The sequence below is a fragment of the Paenibacillus sp. FSL M8-0212 genome, from assembly GCF_038004645.1.
Taxonomy (GTDB): domain Bacteria; phylum Bacillota; class Bacilli; order Paenibacillales; family Paenibacillaceae; genus Paenibacillus.
The window spans coordinates 2,598,710-2,619,786 of the sequence record NZ_JBBORP010000001.1 but is presented as its reverse complement, the minus strand read 5'-3'; the positions used below and the strand labels follow the sequence as shown (position 1 = coordinate 2,619,786).

Sequence of the window (21,077 nt, the reverse complement as noted above, 5' to 3'; positions counted from 1 at the left end):
TAACCATTGGGGTACCGTTCATGAAAGAGTGGTCTTTCCATCACCATGTATCAAGTATCAAGTATCAAGTATCAAGTTATCCTATCAGTCCTCGTACATATTCCGCTAACACCTCTGCCGTCCTACGGTGAGATAACTCGCCAGGATGGGTACGCGCTCCTACCGTCTCTTCGGTTGTATCAGGAAGCTGGATGATTGAGACCTTGCGGTCTCCTGTCCCCTCCGTATACGCATCAACCGCACGATAGATGGCAGGCATCATGGGAAAACCAAGCATGCCATAAGCCCATACGAGATGTGCCGCCGGATTGTTTTTCCGAAGTTTGAACAGGAACTGTTCCACCGCTTTCTCAAAAACAGCCAGATCCTCTTCATGATACGTACCGTCTTCGTTCAGCCGCTGCTTGTACACCTTGCCCGTGTCGGGGTCTTTCCACTCAGGTGACTGAAATGCACCCCCATCATTGCTGCCCAGATTCACGACCACCACGTCCGGCTGCCACGAACCAAAATCATGCTGATCTCCTGCGCCTAGCGCATCGTTACGTTCACCAGTAAGCAAGCCACAGACCTGTTCGTAATACTCGGGGATGTTCCCTTTTGGATTGTTATCCCAGCTTGTCAGCACACCCCAGCCACTTTGCGAGATGACCCGGTATTCTGCATTCAATGCCTCTGCTGTCATAAACGTATAATTATGTATGGCGCTGAACCACATCGGAATCCAATCTTCCTCCGCTTTTGCCCCAATCGCACCTTCGCCAGATGTAATGCTGTCACCAATGAACTCGATCTTGTACGGTTTTTCCTGCACAGGCAGGAACGCTCCATCCGATTTCACCGCATGAATCTGCAAGGAACAACCCGGGTCACCACTCATCGCTTGAACATCCTTAACGATCCGAACATTCTTCACCACATCCGCGTTCATACCCCGGAATACACAGACCCAGTACCTTCCCGCCGTTAACATCTGTCTAATCACCGGAACACCGTTGATCAGAATGCTGATCCATGACTCATACATGTCATACTGCGACTCTACTTCAACCCATAGTTCGGAGCCCCGTACATTGAGTTCAACTGCACTCCCCGTCCAAAATAACGTCAACGGAGCCAACTCTCCAGTTGTTCTGCCATGCACTTTGAGATAAGGCAGTTCCGTTAACTCATAGATCTTTAACCCGGTATTCGCTTGTACACTCATCCTTTATTCCCCCTCAACGATTCATAAAAGTAGTTATTAAGCGCTTTCCTATGTATCGATAACATGTTCGTCGTGATCAAGCCATCTTATTATGTATTACGCACAGCACCAAAAATCCCCTGCAAGCAAGCCATGTTCAAGTCCATCATAACAGATGTTCTGGAACGATCGTTCGCCCATAGGGAATTTTTTCAGTTCTTTTTTGTTCAAGTATCGTTATAAAACCTTACCCAGAAACGCCTTGGTCCGCTCATGCCGGGTATTCTGAAAGAGCTCTTCAGGCGTGCCTTCTTCTACAATATATCCGCCATCCATAAAGATCACCCGATCTGCCACCTCACGGGCAAAGCCCATCTCGTGTGTAACAACAATCATCGTAATTCCCTCATGAGCGAGGTCTTTCATGACTTGCAGCACTTCTCCAACCATCTCCGGGTCCAGTGCAGATGTAGGTTCATCGAACAACATCACACTTGGGTTCATGGCAAGTGCACGCGCAATGGCCACGCGCTGTTGTTGTCCACCTGACAACTGCTCGGGATAAGCATCCCTCTTCTGAGACAGCCCCACCTTGCCGAGCAGTTCCATTGATTTCTTCTCATTCTCGGCCTTATTTAGTTTCTTGATATGCTTCGGCGCGAGCATGATATTCTCCAGCACGGTCAGATGCGGGAAAAGGTTGAACTGTTGAAACACCATGCCCACATTGGTTCGTAACTGATCGATATCCGTCTTGGGTGAAGTGACCTCAATACCACCAATCGTCACCTTTCCAGACGTCACACCCTCTAGCAGATTGAGACAACGCAAGAAGGTACTTTTACCAGACCCGGAAGGCCCGATGACGCATACAACTTCTTTCTCCTGAATCGTTGTGGAGATGTCCTTCAATACCTCATTGGCACCAAACTGCTTTTTCAGGTTCTGTACTGTGATCATCGGATCGCATACCTCCTCTCAATGAACCGGGAAGCCCGGGACAATAGAACAATAATGATCAGATAGAATATGCCCACCACACCCCAGATTTCGAATGCCCGGAAGTTGGAGGAAATAATAATCTCCCCGCTCTGCGTTAATTCTGCGATACCAATTGCAGACAGCAGCGATGTATCCTTAATTGTAATAATGAACTGGTTCACAAAGGTAGGAATCATGCGCCGGGTTGCTTGGGGTAACACAACCAGCCTCATCGTCTGGAAACGCGTTAAGCCCAGGGATCGTGCCGCCTCATGCTGCCCGTTGCTAATGGAATTAATCCCTGCCCGGAAGATCTCCGAGATGTAGGCTCCGGCATTCAGACTAATCGCAATAATCCCTGCGGTCATCGCCGGAATGCGCATATCCAGGAACACAGGCAGCCCGAAGTAGATGAAATATACCTGCACCAGAAGGGGTGTACCACGGATGATATCCACGTAAAGTGTAGCTACCAGCCGCAGCAATCGATTCAAAGAAGTACTCATCAGACCTGAGATCAAACCGATCACCATCGCAATGATGAGCGAGATCACGACTAGTTTTAACGTAACGACTGTACCCTCTAACAGAAGAGGCAGTGCGTCTATTATGACTTGTAAGGAGGAGTCCATCCGTACCACATTCCCTTCTATTTAGCCGTTGTTCCCAGATACTTGCCAACAATCTCGTCGTACTTTCCACTTTCCTGCAATTTTTTCAGTCCATCATTAATCTTCTTCTGCAACTCCGCATCGCCTTTGGCAACAGCAATACCATAGAAGTCACCATTCAATCGGTCTCCAACGATTTTGAGTTTGGCGTTTGGATCGATGGCAATCTTATAGGAGATGACCGGGAAATCCTCCAGCGTAGCATCTGCGTTTTTGTTCGCGACTTCCTGATACATCGATGGGCTGTCATCAAAATATTTCACGGTTGCCCCATAGGTTTTCGCATATTCATCTGCGAGATTGGCACCTGAGGTTCCTTTTTTAATCGCAATAATCTTTCCTTTTAAATCTTCAGGACTTTGGATGTCCGCGTTATCTTCATGTACGATTAGGGACAGACCGGCCTGATAATACGGGTCCGAGAAGTCCACGACTTTTTTACGTTCGTCCGTAATGCTAATGCCTGCAATGGCTCCGTCCAACTGATTCGCCGTAATAGCCGGAATGATGCCTTTGAAGTCCATCGGTTTGATCTCTACTTCAAAGCCCTCTTCTTCCGCAATCGCGTTCATGAGGTCAATATCGATCCCTACATATTTGCCGTCCTTCTGGAATTCAAAAGGGGGATACGTTGCATCGGTACCAAATGTGTATTTCTCAACAGCTGAACCACTTGCCGACTGGGCGCTATTCTCTTCACCCGATTTCGCTGCACCGCAGGCACTGAGTGTTAGAGCAAGAACGGACGCCATTACAATGGATGCTACCTTTTTCATAGAAAAACCCCTTTTCCGAATTAGATTGGGATCGACCGAATCGACCGTTTGTATTTATACACGTATTGTAATTCGCCCCCTACGCCAACTTACATGATCCTACACAAAATAATTACAACTAATGAAAATTAAATTAACATGTAATGTTTTATAATAGATAAACGCGCACAAATCGCTAATAAAAGATCCGATTTTAATTATTTGTGTAAGGTTATATGACAATTAAGAAAGTAACAAACAAAAAAAGCCGAGAATCCGTGAAGGTGTTACCTTCGGGAATTCGGCTTTTGGATAAGAGAAAAAATATCTCAGTTACTATTTAGTTATTTAGTTATTCAGTTGTTTAATTATTCATTTTTTCAATCGTCTCCATGTAGAACACATGCAGGAACTTTTTGATATTAACCTTGCCTTTGTCGCCTGCCTGATCTTCTTCCATCGCTCTCATCTTCATTCGAACATCCTGGAAGTCGAAGTAGAGGGGAGCATAATGTTCGAACTTGTGGTTGCTATAATCGGTGAGTCCAATCGAGGCCATGTTGGTTAGTGCGGCAATTACCGTTCTGCGAATGCGTTGTTCCATCGCTTTGCTCTCTTTTTCCACGTCTTTTGGCGTAAACTTGTACGTCTTGGCCACCGCTTCATACGACTCCTTCAGCGGCGGCCACTCCGCGACCTGCTTCTGGTCAATTGCATACTCCATAAGGGCCACAATATCCTTGCTTCCACTTTCTCCGATGATCCCGAGATCCATCAGAATGCTTCGTGCCGCATCTCGCACCGTACGACCTTGGGCAGGGGCCGGCGCTTCCACCAGATTCAATCGGGCCATCGACTGCTTGATCTCCAGTACGTAACGTTCATACTTCCACTGTTCATTCACTTTGCTGAGCACATGCTCCACTTCCACCCGATTAATCGGTTTATGAATGAAAAATTCAATGCCGTTCTGGTAGGCCGCCCCTACCATCTCCTTGTTCTCCACCTGAGAGATCATGATGAATTTCCCGGTATAACCGCCGTGCTTCAGCTTCGCTACCGTCTCAATCCCGTCCTGATCCGGCATCAGCAGATCAATCAGCACCACATCGGGACGCAGATCCATAATCATGCGCGCCCCTTCTATACCGCCCTCTGCCATGCCTGCAAGCTCGCCGATTCCACAGGATTCAATGATATCATGCAGCATACTCCGGCTCACCACATCATCATCCACGATCATGATAGAAAGTGTCATCGACATCGGCCCCCTTGATTAGATTCATTTTGGGAATAGTTATAGCGAATGTTGTCCCTGTCTCTCCTTGAGGCGCCGACTCTACCTTAATTTGTCCCGCCAACGACTGAACGATATCACGTACATGGGACAGGCCAATGCCCGTCGCGGCAATGCCGACTTCATTGAACTTTGTTGTATAGCCCGGTTCGAAGATAACATCCCGTTTGGCTTCAGGTACGCCTTTTCCAGTATCCATCACGACGAAATGCACGTCATCTTCCTGCTCATACACACGAATTCGGACCGTCCCTTCATGCTCAATCGCCTCTACCGCATTGGCAATCAGGTTGTTCATTACCGTTAGAAGAGGAATGTAGTACGGAGACTCACAATCATACTGTTGCTCGATGTCGATCTCGACCTGCTTATGCAGCATTTCACTATATTTTCGGTTTGCCTTACTGGCAAAGTTCAGCACTTCGGATAAGCTCATGTTAACCGCTTTTTCGTTATCATACAGCTTCAGCAGACCCGCGAGAATGCGTTGTGAATCCTTCTTCACTTCATGAATCTGCTGAGCGATGCCCAGCGTGCGCTGACTGTATTGATTCATGTCGTGCTCTCGGAGATCGCGATATAGATCATAGCTGTCTGCCGTAATGCCTTCGATCGTATTCATCGCTTTCTTGAGGTAAAAAACCTCGCCATACAGACCCGAGTTCACACTCAGCATCTGCTCCATCCGCTTCTCCTGCTCTGCATGTAAAAGCCGCATCTGCCTCACCGCAAAGCTGTTATAGAGCCCAATCACAAAGTAACTTCGCAGACCGCCTACCACAAGCAGATACAACCATTCCTTCATATAAAAGATATTGGTCCCGCTTAACATTCCGCGAAGAAGAAGCTCAACAAGATTAGAGGAGAAATCGATACATGTGATTAACCCGCCGAGCAGAAGAGGCTGCATCTCATGGAATCGATGCTTGAACTTGCTAAGCCCATAGGCAAAGACCACATAATATACGCCTGCCCCCAGATTGTCCCGCATGCTTTCCAGAATGGACACGGTCTGTACATGATTGATGAGATCTGCCGACTGAAACAGGAAACTTGCGATGCCTGTCAGGATTCCTGTCTTCACATAAGACAAGTGTGGCATGATCATCAGCAGAAATAAAAGGATGCTGACCCCCAGCCCAATTCGGAAGTAATCTTCCCGGAACGGATTTATCTTGAATTGCGCCCCTACCGCTGTGGCAAAGGCAATGGCCGTCATCTGCACATTCTCATTTTTGACCCAATTGCGCATCGATCTTTTCACCCACTATAACAACGTTTAGCGCGCAATGCGGAACCCGCGCTTCTAATGTTAAATATACTAACATATGAAAGATGCATTAGAAATAATTAAAATTAGGGAATGAACACGCAAGCAACACAAAAAGGCCGGAAGTCTTCACTTCTGCGGCCTTTTCCTTATATCTCGTCCGGAATATCAAATGATACCATCGTACCCTCACCCGGCTCACTTACGATTGATAATCCCTGCCCATACCGTTGCAACAATCTGCGGTTTGTATTCACAATGCCTATTCCGCCTTTTCCACCTGGCGTAGCATGTAACAGCTCTGCAACCTTCTCCGGTTCCATGCCTTTGCCATTATCCTTCACTTCAATACGGGTATAACCTTCATGGCGAGTGATGGACAAACATACTGTCCCACCCACATTTCGGCTTAATAACCCGTGTCTGACGGCATTTTCGATCAAGGGTTGAATCGATAACGGCGGGAGAAGTAACGGAAGGTCGGGCTCTACGTTTAATACCACCGACAATCGATCTTCAAATCGTGTCTTTTCAATAAAAAGATAAGCTTCCACGAGCTCCAGCTCGTATGATAATTTCACCAGTTCCCCTGTATTGAGATAGTTGAAGCTGATCCGTAAATAGGATGAAAAAGCTTCCCCAAGCTTCCGCATATGCTCTGTATCAATATCACTTAAAACCATAAGTGAATTCAGCGTATTGAACAGGAAGTGGGGCTGGATCTGAGCCTGCAAATAAGCAGCTTCCATGCGTAAGCGCTCCTGGATGGACTGATTTAACATGGTCAATGCACGTATTCGATATTTCAGCTCCAACGCATCTACAGGCTTCGTGACATAATCATTTGCCCCCGATGCAAAACCGGTATATATATCCGGTGGCTGGCTTCGCGCAGTCAACAATAACACCGGAAGCTCAGACATCGAGAATTGTTCCCTCACCTTCTGGGTTAACTCATATCCAGACATATTGGGCATCATCACATCCGTAATGAGCAGATCCCACTGGCGTGTGCCGAGCAGTTCCATCGCTTCCTGACCCGAACCTGCTGTAGTTATATCATATGGTTCCGTCGAAAGAATGCTGACCAGCACATCCAGATTCACCGGATCATCATCGACAGCCAGAATGGTGGCTTTCCCCTCTTTTAACAACGGAGCCATCTCTGCTGTCGCCAAGGCTTCCGCGTCCCCCATATCTGGGCGGGGTAACAGGAATCCGTTAGGTGCATCTTCCATCATCTCCGCGGCCTGTTCCCATATCAGGGGAAGTTGTGACTGAGCCTGATGGGTGGATTCATTCGCGAGCGGCAGATTGAAACTGAATACCGAGCCCTTTCCGAGTTCCGAGTGAACCGTAAGTGTCCCCCCGTGCAGTTCTACGAGCTCTTTGCAGATGTTCAGTCCAAGTCCGATGCCTTGTCCATCGCTGATGCCATACGACCCTTGTTCATACGGAAGGAAAATGCGCATCCGCGTGTCCTCATCCATGCCAATACCCGTATCCGTCACATGAATCAGAGCATGTCCTTCGCGAATGTCGGCACTTACGGAGATCGTTCCTTCCTCTGTATGTTTAAGCGCGTTATGCAGCAGGTTGTACAAAATCTGAACGAGCCTTTCTTCATCAGCCATGACCAGTGGGAACGATTCCGGAATCTCCATATGAAGGCGGACTGGTTTTCGTTCTGCCATGAATTGCAGCATGGCGATAATGCCAGGCACAACCGACTGTATGGAAAGAGGCCCCTGACGTAACACAATGCGGTGCTCCTTCAGACGGACTACATCCAGTAGATCACCAAGGAGATGCGACATCCGGCGACCGATCGTAATCAGCAACTCCATATCCTCCAGGCTCCGTTCATCCAGCCTGTTTTTCTCTCGGGTGACCACGTTGTGAGCGATGTTAATGATCCCGTGCAGTGGAGTCCGCAGTTCATGTGATGTATTCGCCAAGAACTGATCTTTAATTTTGTCGCCCTTCTGCAGCTCTGTATTCAGCTTCATATTCTCCTTGGCATTCCTGAAGTATTTCTTGAACCAATAGGCGGAGAAGCCGGTAATGGCAAAGATGATGTCAATGGGATAATAGACGGTTGTCACATCTTTCGATGTCTCACTTGTACTCCACAACATGTTGGATATAATGCCTCCAGCGGTCAGGAGTAGGAAAACCATATCTCGATCAGCCTGTTTCCTAAAGAGCATGACACCTACAATGTACAGGAACCAGAGAGAAGAGACGAGAAAGAACACGTCGATAAAAGAGTAATAAACCATGGCATAGACAACGTGAATTGGCGCCGCCAGAATAACAGCAATATAAGCTATTGTCGTGACAATGCCTAATTGAAGGATCTTTGTTCGTGTATGTATCAAGGTCAATCTCTGGAACAACAGCAGAATACAAGCATTTTGCAGCAGCAGACAGATCAGACGAAGCTTGATCCCCCATGTATAGTTAATAGGGAGCCATAACATCAGAATGTTATCATGACCTACCATAACCACAATGCCCACAGATAGGGTTAATATAGCTGCGACGAGCAAGGCCCGCTCCTGGGGGTTGAACACAAACAGAATACAGGCATACATGCCATGAAGTAATAAAACGAGAAAAATGGCCATTTGAAAACCGATGGAGTACCAACGTGCGTAATCAACCGCCGCCTGGGAACCGAAGCGAACGGGTTTGCCAATCCCGCCGATATACGGGCTATCATAATTGGCTACACGAATGAGTAATTCAATCTCTGTTGCGCCTTCATCTTCATAGGATGCCGTATAAGAGGTACTTCTTGGTTCATAGGTATCCGCATCCTCCGACACTTTCCCCATTCCGCCCACGACATTCCCATTGATTTCAATTTCAGATGAACTTCGGATGTTCCTGAACCAAAAGGTGACAGGGACCTGGAGCGGATCAGTCAGCACACGCAATCGATATGTGGCATATCCAAGTGAACTCTCCTGATCTGGGTTCTCAGCCTTCCAATCTCCCGGAACCTGGACCACATCCGCCGCACGTGCTCGTCCCTCATCCACAATATCCTTCCTGGTCAGTAATTCATTCGAATATAGTTCCCATTCTCCGTTCAGATACATTACTGGCACTTGTTCCAGATCAACACCTCGCAAATCAACTACACCATTCACAGCTTGATGATTGTCCAAGGCAGGGAAGAACTGCGACCAGACCCAGCGCATGCCGACCAATGCCACTAAAATGATCGACAGGATCAGAACATATTTGAAACGTCTTACGGGATTTGTATGTCGTACATTCATTGGTTACGTTGCCCTGACTTGATCAAACCGAGCTTCCAGTCCCTGTACCATTCGCGAACCTCTTCACTGATCGGTATCTCCAAATCTTGCTCCATTCTGGTGGTTAAGAGACGATACTGCTCCTCCACACCGAGATCGTTGTGCATTTCATCATATAACTTCATTAAAATAAAATAACTTTCTTCTTCATCGGGAAGCATATGCTGGATACGTTGTGTACTCTCGACCACTTTCTCCGCCAGCCCATGCTGTTGGTAATACAGACTTAGTTGTCTCATATGGTATAACCACAGATAGCGTAATCTTTCCCGCTCAGGTTCAGCCCACATGTATTCATAATTGCCAAGATAGGTACCCTTATATAGATGAAGCGCTTGCTCATAGGCATGAACGGTACTTGCGTTTACGACTTTCCATTGCCTGATTTCCCGTTCCCACTGCTCACTATCCAACTGAGCCTCACCCAGTTCGAGTCGATATCCTGCCTCCAGGTGTCCACTCTGAATCGTGATCATATCCATGTTGCAAGTTTTCAGGGTTTGGCGGACATGATACATCGCAGTGTAAAGTTGGTGTGCCGTCTTCTCCTCTTCCATTCCCGGCCACAGAAGCTCCAGCAGAACACTGCGATGGATAACCTGGTTCCGGTGGTGAAGCAAGTATGCAAACAGCTCCTGCGCCTTGCTTGTACGCCATTTGGCAACCTGAATATCCTTTCCTGGAAGCTTAAACTGAATCTGATTAAAACATAAAATTAAAGGTACATTTGTATCCTTTGACCGCTGCTCCCGTTTTACGCTCAGTTTCTCCCGGACTCGGCTCACTGTCTGCTTCAATCGATCCTTTTGGATGGGCTTCATCACATAGTCCAAAGCCTGTAGTTCGAAAGCATGCACCGCATATTGATCGTAACTGGTCACAAATATAATTTCGATACCCGGTGTTGCCGCCTGAATCTGTCTTCCCAGATCCATACCATCCATCTCCGGCATATGAATATCCAGAAATACAACATCAGGACGGTGTTCCACAATACCTGCCACAGCCTCTGTTGGATTCATATATGTAGCGATAATTTCAATGCCGCTTACTTCTTTTTCTAGTGATTTTTGAAGGCCTATCAACGCTAGACGTTCGTCGTCAACCAATATCACTTTCACAGGAGCTTCCTCCTCGACCCTGAGGTCTTGAGATTTATTTTCACTATTATATCATAGGCATTTTAAGTATTTAGGGTTCTTGGTTATCCATTTTTAATTTTTAGCAATTTAATTGTATAATACTAAATAGAAGACAGGTTATCAGATCCGGTCTTGGAAGAGAGGAAGGTACCATATGTCAGATGCTAATCAAAGCTTTGGGCAAGCCCTTGTCAAATCATTAGTCGGGGAACGCGGTCATATCCGCATCGCCCGTGCTCTACCCGATATCGATGTCACACTTGCTGCTCGTACGCACGAGGCCATGCCATATACGATCTATCAGTTAGTGAAGCATATGCATTATTGGCAGCAATTCATGCTCGAACACTTGGAAGGACGCAAACCACAGCTCCCTGCTAACGTGAGTGAGAGCTGGCCTGAGGAGAAGGGTCCACAGGACGAAGCCACGTGGAAGGCAGATATTCAGGCATTCTTGGATGGAGTTGATCAAGCCGTAGCCATTGCCGAAAATGCACAATTAGATGATCCACTGCTCTATTTCCCGGGTGAAACCAAAGCAGGACTTCTGCGCAATATCGCATCCCATAACTCGTACCATCTGGGTGAGATTGTTCTGCTGCGTCGCTTCTACGGCGCATGGCCGCCTCCAGGTGGCGGATACCCGGCGTAAACCATATTTACAACAGATCTATTGAACGAATATACAGACACATCTAAGCTGTGAAAGGACGGTTGTTCCTTTTACAGCTTCTTGTGGTTATAGGCAAGTAACATCCATTGAAGTGCAATTATAACGCTCATATCCTGTACCAGGCTCATATATTACTTCAAAGTACGTATATGACTTTGAAGTGCGTACTTCTCATCCTTCTTTTTCTGAACCACAATATGAACAGAAGAAGAGAGGAGCATGTCCATTGAAAACCGAACAATTGGTTAACCGTTACACCGCGCTTGTCATCGGTGCTGGAGGTGTCATTGGAAGAAACCTTATTGATTACCTGATGACACTTCCCGAGTGGAATGTGATTGGTGTATCTCGCCGCGGAGGGGAAGATGCCCCTGGATTACGTTATATATCAGCTGATTTACTGAACGAAGCAGACACACAAGACAAACTAAGTCATTTAACGACCGTTACGCATATTTTCTACGCCGCGTATCAGGATCGCCCAACCTGGGCCGAATTGGTACAGCCCAACTTGGCCATGCTCGTCAATCTGGTGAATACCATCGAACCGATCGCTCCAACTCTCCAACATATTAGCCTAATGCAAGGGTATAAAGTGTACGGCGCACATCTGGGGCCATTCAAAACACCTGCCAAAGAAACGGACGCATATCATATGCCCCCTGAATTCAATGTCGATCAGCAACAGTTTCTCGAGGATCGGCAAACCGGAAGCAGCTGGACCTGGTCAGCCCTTCGCCCTTCGGTTGTATGTGGATTCGCTCTGGGTAATCCAATGAACCTTGCCATGGTTATTGGCGTGTATGCGTCTATCTCCAAGGAGCTTAACTTGCCATTACGATTTCCTGGGAAACCAGGAGCGTATCATTCGCTTCTTGAAATGACTGATGCGACATTGCTGGCTCATGCAACCGTATGGGCAGCAACCGATCCGCGATGTGCCAATCAGGCATTTAATATCACCAATGGCGATCTGTTTCGCTGGAATGAGCTATGGCCCAGAATCGCTGCATTTTTCGAATTGGAAACCGCACCTCCACTCCCCCTCTCACTTGCAACAGTGATGGCAGATAAAGAAAATCTTTGGAATTCCATGATTGAAAAGTATGGTTTGGTAAACACCCCATATGAGGATGTCTCTTCCTGGGCATTTGGTGACTTTGTCTTCTCTTGGGATTACGATTTCTTCGCAAATGGTTCCAAAGCTCGCCGCTTCGGATTTCATGAATTCATTGACACGGAGGCCATGTTTATGGATATTTTCAGAAATCTACGTGATCGCAAGATCCTTCCGTAAAGCAAATAAAATGCATAATAAGCCGATTCCTGAATTCCAGAATCGGCTTATATAAGTCACTCAACGTCAGTAGTAGTTGGTGGCTTAAATAGAATTTTTCCTCGATCACCATACACATTCTCCACGTGTATATCGCCCCACCTACACATCAGATGAAGAATCTCTTTAAGACTACACCCATACTCTGTTAACTCATACTCCACTTTAGGCGGAACCTGGTGATGTGAAATACGGGCAATAACCCCGGCCTCCGTTAGTTCACCAAGTTGCTGAGTCAACACTTTCTGGGTGATCGCGGGGATCAGTTTCATCAGCTCACCATTACGTTTCTTACCAAAGGTAAGATGGAATAGAATAACAGGCTTCCACTTTCCCCCAATTACTTCAAGAAAAGCTTCAACTGCGGTGTTATATACTTTGAGCGGTTCCTCCATATCACCTTCTGTCTCCCTTCCACACAACAGTTTAAAGAGTCTCTGTCGAGTTTTTTTAGACTTCTGGTGTCATCAGTCCTTGGATAAACGTCTCAAAGTTCGGTGCCAGCGGAATGATATCTTTGGGATTCTCCCTCTTCACATAAACGACCTCAGGTTCTCCATCATTACCGAATGAACGATAATCGAGCATGACAACCCCCGACTCCGAAGGAGATACCGCGATGACCACACCAATCTCCGGATAACCTTCACGTTCAATCAAAGTCCAGCTGCCTTGTATACCCGCTAGCGTGCGAGGCTTCTCACGGCCAATACCCAGTATACCTTCAATTTCAACATAATCCGTAGCTCCCGTATCTGTGTTCGCCACAGGAAAATAACGATTGTACGGAATACCACCGTTATGTAGCTTCATCATCTCAATGTAGGAAGCCGGAAGTCGGAACACCAATTGCTCCTCCACAGAGTCAATGAGACCCTCACTTGGAGGATTGGACACATAGTGCTCCAGTGCCTGCTCACTATCGTTCCAGAATTCGCCGGATTCCGGTCTGGGAACCGCTTCAAAGGTCGCTACAACGTCAACGGGTACGCGGAATTCTTCAACAGTCTCTGAATCCGTTTCAACTTCAGGTTCAGACGGCTCCTCCATTTTGCTTCGAATCCATCCCAGAAACTCCAGCGTATCTTCATCCTCGGGGTCCAATTCATCCGCTCTTTCAAATGCCTGCAGCGCATGCGCATATTGCTCCAGATAATAATAAGCCAGTCCAATCCGATAATGCCAAAGCGGGTCGCCTGTGCCCTCTTTGGCAACCGTCAGGAATTGTTCAACCGCTTCTTCATACCGTTCCAGGTTATTTAGCGCTCGTCCCAAATGGTTAACCAGCTCATAATCCCTTTCTTCCACAGGAATTGCTTGAATTGCATCTACAATTTCCTGAAATTCATCTTCTTCATGCCACTCTTGCAATTGAACCAACAGATCGTCTCTCATTCTCTTTTCCTCCCCGTTCATTCACTCATGATTACGTATTGAAAATTATACCACTATCCGGATCACCATCTCCAGCAAAGCAAGATCCTTAGGGATATCATGAATCAATATCTTCTCATTTCGGATGAAAAAGCTAAAAGAGGTATCCTGAACCCGGTTAAGAAAACCAGGCAGGCTACCTCCTTATTCCTTCCACTATATTGAATTCTTAATTCAATTCAGCAACTCAACACAATCGTAGACCCAACCCGCACTTAACCAGTTCCCCAAATCACTGGAACCGCTGATCGGCGTAATCGTGATGGTATTGGAACCATTCACGAAGTAGGATGCTGGAACATTCCAGCTAAAGGTTGTGTTGTTCCCACGATACGTACCAATGGTGAAACTACGAGAATTGGGCTGTGAAGATGCAGCAGGATTGGTTAAAGCATGTCCATTAACCGTTACACTAGGTCTGCCATTATTGTAAGCTGCGGTAATACCGATGTTGAGCGTATGAGAAGATGCCGCTTGAGATGCATTCAAATTAAACGTTATTGTGGTTGGAGAATTCTGACCACGGAACTGGATTGCCGGGAAGCGATTGGTCGCGCTACCGGTAGCATAGGTGACAGGCCCCCAGCTTGGATTCCGACTATCGGATGGGTGACGAATCGGAATTGTCTGTCCATTCAGGAACTCCCGTGGTGTACCATCCCAGTTACCGATTCGCCAGATGTTAGAGGCTTTACTCGGGTCATTGTTGATCGTACGTGTATTCAGAGTCGTCGTTTGTCCTGCCGTGACATTAACCGTTTCCGTATATACGGCCAGTTCTCCTTTATAAGCTGTCATAGTGTACGTGCCCGGGAGCATGCTGTATTTGGCAGCCGCACCACTTGAAGACGTCCCCACCCAATACTGGGCATTGCTATTGGCGAACCCAATTGTGTAAGCATATCCTGTATCCATCCCGGAGAGGCCATTAAGTACCACGTTCCCCCGACTGGATACCCAACCCTGCAGATTCAGACCAGACATCCAACTGAAGTCGGGTACACTTGGCGTACCTCCCGTTGTGAAGATCAAAGCGTACGGCCCATGCAGACCCAGGCGCCAATTCTCCGTCTGTGCATGTCCCGAGTTCATATAATTATATACTTCTGTCTCTGTTCCACTTTGGAACTGGATGTCGCGGAAGAATGGACCACCAGAGCTTTTTTCCCGATTACCGTAGGCCATAAATACACCGACGCCATTACCCGTAACTCCACGAACCGATAAATCTTTGGCCTGATCATTACCATAATATTTGGAGGCACTCTGACCGTTTGCGAAACCAAATACATCCTGACTCTCGATTGCGCCTGTGTTACCTCGATTATTGGAATTCGCCGGAACACCTGTCAACACACTACCATTACCGCGGAAAATGTATCGCAGCTCCCCGATCGAAGGTTGAGCCGTGATATGCGTTGCCATGTATATGATATTCTCGCCACCACGCGAAGCATAATAGTGAGTCAGTGTGCTTGTGGATACCGTGATTAACACGGTTGATCCTGAAGGAGAGGTATTCCACGTCACATTGGCGGAGGAACCCAAACCTGAACCGATGTGTGATCCTCTATTGCTGTTCAGCTCCGTACCATTCATTTTGGCTGAGATAATATCCCCATTGGTTTTGTTCACCACATAGACTAACCCTGAACCAGTGTTCACTTCAATTCTGGAGCCGTTATCGGTAACATTAATGGTTGCCGCGTGTCCGGTAGATGCAGGGTATACAACAGCTGTTGCGATCATAACGACAATTAAAAACAAACCAAGCGCCTTTCTCCCTATACTTTTGGTCATGAGTAAATCCCTCCTTGGAATTCATTTAATAAAGCGCTTACATTACAATGTATAATAACTGACACTTCCGTCTCATATCGATATGTCTGCTATGTGAGCCTGTCCATAATCAATGGAATGTTATGTCTGCGTGCGTATAGAATAGAATCAACACTTCATGTAAACCTGATCTCCACCCCCTTCTTAAATCACTCTTCTACATACAAGTATTCTTACAATTCCAATAAAATAATACCATTATATTACATATGTTTGCAATGAAAACGGCTCGTATATCCGATAGCAAATTCTGAAAACAAAAAACGCAGCTTCAAAAAGCTGCGCCCGCAGATACCAAGCTAGAGACATTATCATCTCTTCCGAATAGGTATCCATATCTCACTTCTATATTGCTCTACAGTAACATCCTTGTGCTCGTTCCATAACATTTCCGGACCCTCACTCAGCTCATAGTCCGATGAAGGAAACCACTCCGCGTAGATCCGGCCCCACACCTCCTGAAGCGTGCTTGGAAACGGACCCACGACGGTAAATACTGCCCACGTTGAAGCAGGAACCTCAAGCTGTTCCAGTCCTTCAGGCGTATCTTTTGTCGTAGCTGCGCCAATGTAATGATCCAGTTCCCCCTGTTCCGCCATCCGCCCCTCACTGAAATGGGCTGAAGCACTGATTAAGCCCAGAGGTTGGACGTTCGATGCCCCCTTAATGGTATCGATCAATTCCGGTGTAAGACTCTGGTACATCGCAGCGATCTCCGGATTTATCCCGTTGAATACAATTGCCACCCTTTTACGAATACCCACAATTCGAAAAGCCTCTATGTCTTCAATACGGTAGTTCATTTCGCTTCCTCCTTGAATGGTCAGTTGAAATGTCATCCGTGGGAAGGCTTTAAGGGACGGACCATGATTTCGCGCTTCGGAGGGTGTAGTGCCATGCATGCTTTGAAACGCCCTAGCGAAAGAATCCGGCGATGTATACCCGTATTTTAGTGCAATATCAATGATTTTGCTGTCACTGTGACTTAACTCCATAGCTGCAAGTGTCAAGCGGCGACGTCGAATATATTCCGAGAGCGTTACACCACTAAGAAAAGAGAACATGCGTGTAAAATGATACTCCGAGCAGCAGGCAATCCGCGAAATCTCCTTCATGTCCACGACATCCATCAGATGCTCCTCAATATGATTCAAGGCTTCATTTAACCGCCTGAGCGTATCCATATCATCCCTCCCACGTTAATTCAAGCTTAGCAAAGTCACTCTCTTTGCATCCGACATTACCTGCACCATTCTGTAGGCTCTGTGCACCTAAACAGAAAAAAGAGTAGCATCAGCTACTCTTTTCTAACCTTGATACTCACATATCACCAGTATTCAAGTCAAACAGGTCAAACCAGATACTCCGCCATAATCTGCTCGATATCATAGGGTGTAACACCCCGATCGACCGAATAGATTGTATCCGCCTGATCTATTGTATCTACCAGTTCTCCTCTAGCTTTGGCATGGAGCATGAACAAGTCATGCAGATCGGGTTTGCGTAAATTCGTTAGCGCTTTACCCATCAGGACCATGCCTTTTTGATTACCTTCCACATTATTGTAGTAATCCGGATGACTTGTCAGCGCCAGGTCTGTCCAGATGACGGTACGTTCAACCAGGTCCATAATGACAGGGATCGCAATCTGTGTATCCGCAGTAATATCGATTTTGTTCGCTACGGTGGACGGCTCGAAAATCTCGCCAGAACCCGGCTTCTTCCGCATCATCCAGCCCACAAAACATTCCGGCAGATCACAGTACGGATGACTGGTAAACGAAAGCAGTGTCGCCACCACATATCGTCCACCATAGGCCACGATGGATGGAAGATGCAGATCAATGAACTCACTTGCTCCGTTAGGTGCAGTCACGATATCTCCGCTATGGACTGCCTTATAGTTAGAGGATCGCAGATTCGTATAGGAAATATGCTCCACATAGTTCCAGTCCTTATCGTACATCACCGCAGACAAGTCAATGTCCACACGCCCTGTAGATTTACCATCCACGTCCCCTTCTTTCCACCAGTTGAAGAAACGAATGGTATCACCCTCTGCCATCGGCACACGGCTTCCACGAACGATGGTATGCAGAGCCTTGCTCGCCGATCTCTGGGAAAAGGGTACCAGATAATCATGAAGCTGCGGATCTACATAGGTCTTCCCAAGCGGGGAAAGGGCAGCGAAGCGCTCTACCAGCGCCCGCTCGCATAATTGCACGACATCCCGACACGTGGCTTCATCGATGTCTGGCAGCTCATTCGGAACAGCAAAGGCTTTGGCTACATTACCTTTTGGGAAGAAGACACGCATATCCTGCGGTTCATTACGCTGTGCAAAATGCTGTCGCACCTGCAACATTACCGGGGTAGATACCTGTGGTATAACTTCACCAAAGGCCAGCAGTACATACGCTTCATCTTCGGTCATCCGTAGCAAGTGATCCAGTCTTCTCGCGAATTCACCTGGACGCTGTGACAACAGATCGATCAGACTCCAGATATTTCGATATTGGAAGGCAAGCTCCACACTTCCGTTGAAGGTCGAATAAGGCTTATTATTACGCAAAATATCAAAGGCTTCTTCGCATCGCGGATACCGAAGCTTATATTCCGAAGGATGCAGAATTTCGCCGAGACGAATCCAGCGATCTTTATAACGCAGCATATCCTCCGTGATGGAGCCACATTGCTCCAATAATCCGAGCAGAAGGCGTCTCTCGCGGCGTTTGAATTTCCGGAAGGGAGAGGCCGCAGCAAGGCTGACATCACCATCCGACCAGGCAACCGCCAGACGCAGAACATCACTTGCCGTTTTGAAATATGGACCGATCCGGTCGATGTTCGCTTTTTCATGCTTCAACAGCGAGGCGACCACGAAGCCCACATTTTCTTTGAAGGGAATCTCAGCGGGTAATAGCGCATCCACGTCTTCCGGGTCCGCATGCTCCAATACCGTGTCGATATCCGCCTTGTCTGTTTCCGAGATGGAACCTTTCGCTTCAATGATCTGACGGATGAGCGTCTGGAATGCTTGCTGGTTTCCCAAACCAATGACTTTCAAGTCCGTCTTCTCCAGCAAAGGCATTCTTTCCACAGATTGTTGATCCGGATAGACCACAGTCAGGTTGGTCAGATAATGAATAATCGCATTGAGATATAACTCGGCCTCATCCGCTTGCATCACCTGCATCGGGAATCCTGCATACATCGGTGTGTACTTCACATGTGCGCCAAGCATTACTCTCAGATCAGCCACAAGTTGAATATATACTGTTTCAAACTGTTCCTTAGACAGCTGCCGCATCGCCTGCATTAACTCATCCGAGAAGGTATATCCGAGTGCTTCAATATTTTTGAGGGCAGTCGCCAGATGTGTCTTCGGCAACTGTTGTTTCCCTTCGTTTGATTCGATAATGAGTTTGTTCGCTCTGCGCAAATAGATCGTATTGTTCATGATAAAAGAGTCCAGGAAAGCCACATCCCTATATAACGTGAAAGGTTAGGGTTAGAAGGAAGGAATGTGATAGCCTGGACGCCTCCTCTCTGAAATGAAGTCTTCAGGAGAGCTGCGACCCTATTTTCGCCAATGAAGTTAGAAGGAAGGATCGCAATAGCCTGAAGGCCAGCGGTTCGAAGTTTGTCACCCGAACCTCTGGTGAACCCATCATCTCAGATTCCACGATCTGCCAACAGGGCGAAAGTATTACGACATGGTAAGATGACCTAATTTGTACCGGATAACGAGTCCGCCCACTCGTCTACAGATCTAACCTCTGCTTGAAGAGGGAACACTTTTTCGGTCAGCACACGATGTACCTCAGGATCGGCATCGATGCAGGCATCCGAGAGCACGGTGAGCGCATAGTCTTTATCCGCCGCCTCCCTCAGAGTCGATAGAACAACCCCACTTGTGGCAATCCCACTAAGAATGAGTGTGTCTATCTGGTGAGACCGAAGAATAACCTCCAGATCACTTCCGGCAAATGCGCTGACCCGAACTTTGGTCACAATAGGCTCGTCCGGCTGGGGTTGTACAGATTCATCAATCTGCACCGCAGCTTCCATGGCTGCTACCGCATCTGCTCCAGCTCCAGCCCGATCAGGAATTCCACCGAACATTTTGTTGCGTGAACTAATCTCCGGATAACCTGGGCGGAATGCTACTCTTATGTAGATCACAGGAATTGCGTGACTGCGTGCAGTCTCAATCGCTTTTTGAAATGGCAGCAGGGCCTCTCGGTCCTTAACAAATTGGGACACGACACTCTTTTGCATATCCATGATCAGTAACGCACTGTTGTTTATTAAATGTGGCATGTTATCCTTCTCCTTTGGAATTGAGTTAAGAAATTCAGGATAAATAATATATTATTCTCCTGTAATAAACGGAGATATGGTTCCGTTTAAAATTATACGGAGGTCATCCTCCGTTTGTCAACTAATCAACAGTGGGTTATATTTATGAAAGAGGTGTGATCCCATAATGTCCATAAAAAATAATCCTACTCCTGACGGTGAGGTTAAGGATACTGATTCCATCGTCACTCAGGTTCCAGAGAAGACACTGCGTGCAGATGCCAAGAAAAATCGGGACAAACTGCTCCGTGTTGCGCATGAAATTTCTAAAACAGAAGGCATTTCTGTCTCCATGGATGAGATTGCAAGGCGTGCCGGTGTTGGTATAGGCACGGTCTATCGCCATTTTCCAACGAAGGAAGATCTGTTCGGGGCCGTGATTGCTAGTCACAAGATGCGTCTCATGGAAGAGGCCGATCAATTGCTTCATCACGACGATCCAGGCGAAGCATTTTTTCAATATTTCACAACAATTATCAGCGAGGGAATTGCCAACAAAGCGATTACCGATGCTCTTGTTAGCAGTCTGACTATAGACACTGGCCGCTCAGAGATAGCGAACGAGTTCTGGCGTGGCATTACCCGACTGCTAGAGCGAGCGCAGCAACATGGCTCTGTCCGAGCGGATGCCAGCATTGAGGATATTAAAATCATGCTGATCGGTGTGCTTCAGGCCATCGGAGATCGAGGGATTTTCCCGGAACGCGTTGTGTCGATCCTATGTGATGGTCTGCGTAGGTAATTGATTTGAGAACAGATCGGTGAGATTCCTTTTATACTTAAATTAAAATATGAAAAAGCC

The 21,077-nt window shown here is 47.1% G+C and carries 17 protein-coding genes; 3 read left to right on the top strand and 14 right to left on the bottom strand.

Features of this window, described 5'->3' with window-relative positions:
• Positions 1–76: 76 nt before the first annotated feature.
• From MKX68_RS11665 to MKX68_RS11630, 8 genes are all read right to left on the bottom strand, one after another.
• Positions 77–1,207 carry an SGNH/GDSL hydrolase family protein gene (locus tag MKX68_RS11665; RefSeq protein ID WP_340911665.1) on the bottom strand — a complete coding sequence of 377 codons (1,131 nt, stop codon included), beginning with the start codon at positions 1,205–1,207 and terminating at the stop codon, positions 77–79.
• Between the two features lie 216 nt (positions 1,208–1,423).
• Entirely contained in the window at positions 1,424–2,146 is a 723-nt protein-coding gene (locus MKX68_RS11660) for an amino acid ABC transporter ATP-binding protein (protein ID WP_340911662.1), read from the bottom strand.
• Positions 2,143–2,799 (bottom strand): amino acid ABC transporter permease, encoded by a 657-nt coding sequence (locus MKX68_RS11655; protein ID WP_074092820.1) that lies wholly within the window; start codon positions 2,797–2,799, stop codon positions 2,143–2,145. Before MKX68_RS11655 ends, MKX68_RS11660 begins: the two co-directional genes overlap by 4 nt.
• A gap of 17 nt (positions 2,800–2,816) precedes the next feature.
• Complete coding sequence (locus MKX68_RS11650) at positions 2,817–3,614, bottom strand: transporter substrate-binding domain-containing protein (protein WP_340911659.1); 798 nt, start codon at positions 3,612–3,614, stop codon at positions 2,817–2,819.
• A gap of 343 nt (positions 3,615–3,957) precedes the next feature.
• Positions 3,958–4,851, bottom strand: coding sequence for a response regulator (locus tag MKX68_RS11645; protein WP_340911658.1), 894 nt, complete (start codon positions 4,849–4,851; stop codon positions 3,958–3,960).
• Complete coding sequence (locus tag MKX68_RS11640; protein ID WP_339787667.1) at positions 4,823–6,142, bottom strand: ATP-binding protein; 1,320 nt, start codon at positions 6,140–6,142, stop codon at positions 4,823–4,825. Before MKX68_RS11640 ends, MKX68_RS11645 begins: the two co-directional genes overlap by 29 nt.
• Positions 6,143–6,309: 167 nt before the next feature.
• A complete protein-coding gene (locus MKX68_RS11635; RefSeq protein ID WP_340911656.1) occupies positions 6,310–9,450 on the bottom strand; it encodes a hybrid sensor histidine kinase/response regulator in 3,141 nt (1,046 codons plus the stop codon).
• Positions 9,447–10,610 (bottom strand): response regulator, encoded by a 1,164-nt coding sequence (locus MKX68_RS11630; protein WP_340911653.1) that lies wholly within the window; start codon positions 10,608–10,610, stop codon positions 9,447–9,449. The genes MKX68_RS11635 and MKX68_RS11630 overlap by 4 nt, the downstream gene beginning before the upstream one ends.
• A 175-nt stretch (positions 10,611–10,785) precedes the next feature.
• On the opposite strand from MKX68_RS11630, the gene MKX68_RS11625 reads away from it, so the two are divergent.
• The gene (locus tag MKX68_RS11625) at positions 10,786–11,283 is read left to right on the top strand and encodes a DinB family protein (RefSeq protein WP_340911650.1); all 498 of its coding nucleotides are present in this window, start codon (positions 10,786–10,788) and stop codon (positions 11,281–11,283) included.
• Between the two features lie 247 nt (positions 11,284–11,530).
• Entirely contained in the window at positions 11,531–12,601 is a 1,071-nt protein-coding gene (locus MKX68_RS11620) for an SDR family oxidoreductase (protein ID WP_340911647.1), read from the top strand.
• A 56-nt stretch (positions 12,602–12,657) separates the two neighbouring features.
• On the opposite strand, the gene MKX68_RS11615 is transcribed toward MKX68_RS11620, so the two are convergent.
• The 6 genes from MKX68_RS11615 to MKX68_RS11590 all read right to left on the bottom strand — a co-directional run bounded on the left by MKX68_RS11615 (position 12,658) and on the right by MKX68_RS11590 (position 20,236).
• Positions 12,658–13,035, bottom strand: coding sequence for a winged helix-turn-helix transcriptional regulator (locus tag MKX68_RS11615; RefSeq protein ID WP_339787652.1), 378 nt, complete (start codon positions 13,033–13,035; stop codon positions 12,658–12,660).
• Between the two features lie 55 nt (positions 13,036–13,090).
• Positions 13,091–14,035 (bottom strand): SMI1/KNR4 family protein, encoded by a 945-nt coding sequence (locus MKX68_RS11610; protein ID WP_338589491.1) that lies wholly within the window; start codon positions 14,033–14,035, stop codon positions 13,091–13,093.
• A gap of 213 nt (positions 14,036–14,248) precedes the next feature.
• On the bottom strand, positions 14,249–15,874 hold the full coding sequence (locus MKX68_RS11605; protein ID WP_340911643.1) for a rhamnogalacturonan lyase B N-terminal domain-containing protein: 1,626 nt from the start codon (positions 15,872–15,874) through the stop codon (positions 14,249–14,251).
• 350 nt (positions 15,875–16,224) lie between these two features.
• On the bottom strand, positions 16,225–17,097 hold the full coding sequence (locus tag MKX68_RS11600) for an AraC family transcriptional regulator (protein WP_340911640.1): 873 nt from the start codon (positions 17,095–17,097) through the stop codon (positions 16,225–16,227).
• Positions 17,098–17,264: 167 nt separating this feature from the next.
• A complete protein-coding gene (locus MKX68_RS11595; protein WP_340911637.1) occupies positions 17,265–19,373 on the bottom strand; it encodes a TerD family protein in 2,109 nt (702 codons plus the stop codon).
• Positions 19,374–19,642: 269 nt separating this feature from the next.
• A complete protein-coding gene (locus MKX68_RS11590; RefSeq protein WP_338589499.1) occupies positions 19,643–20,236 on the bottom strand; it encodes a cysteine hydrolase family protein in 594 nt (197 codons plus the stop codon).
• A gap of 166 nt (positions 20,237–20,402) precedes the next feature.
• Between MKX68_RS11590 and MKX68_RS11585 the strand changes: the two genes are divergently transcribed.
• Positions 20,403–21,017, top strand: coding sequence for a TetR/AcrR family transcriptional regulator (locus MKX68_RS11585; protein ID WP_340911633.1), 615 nt, complete (start codon positions 20,403–20,405; stop codon positions 21,015–21,017).
• Positions 21,018–21,077: the final 60 nt, after the last annotated feature.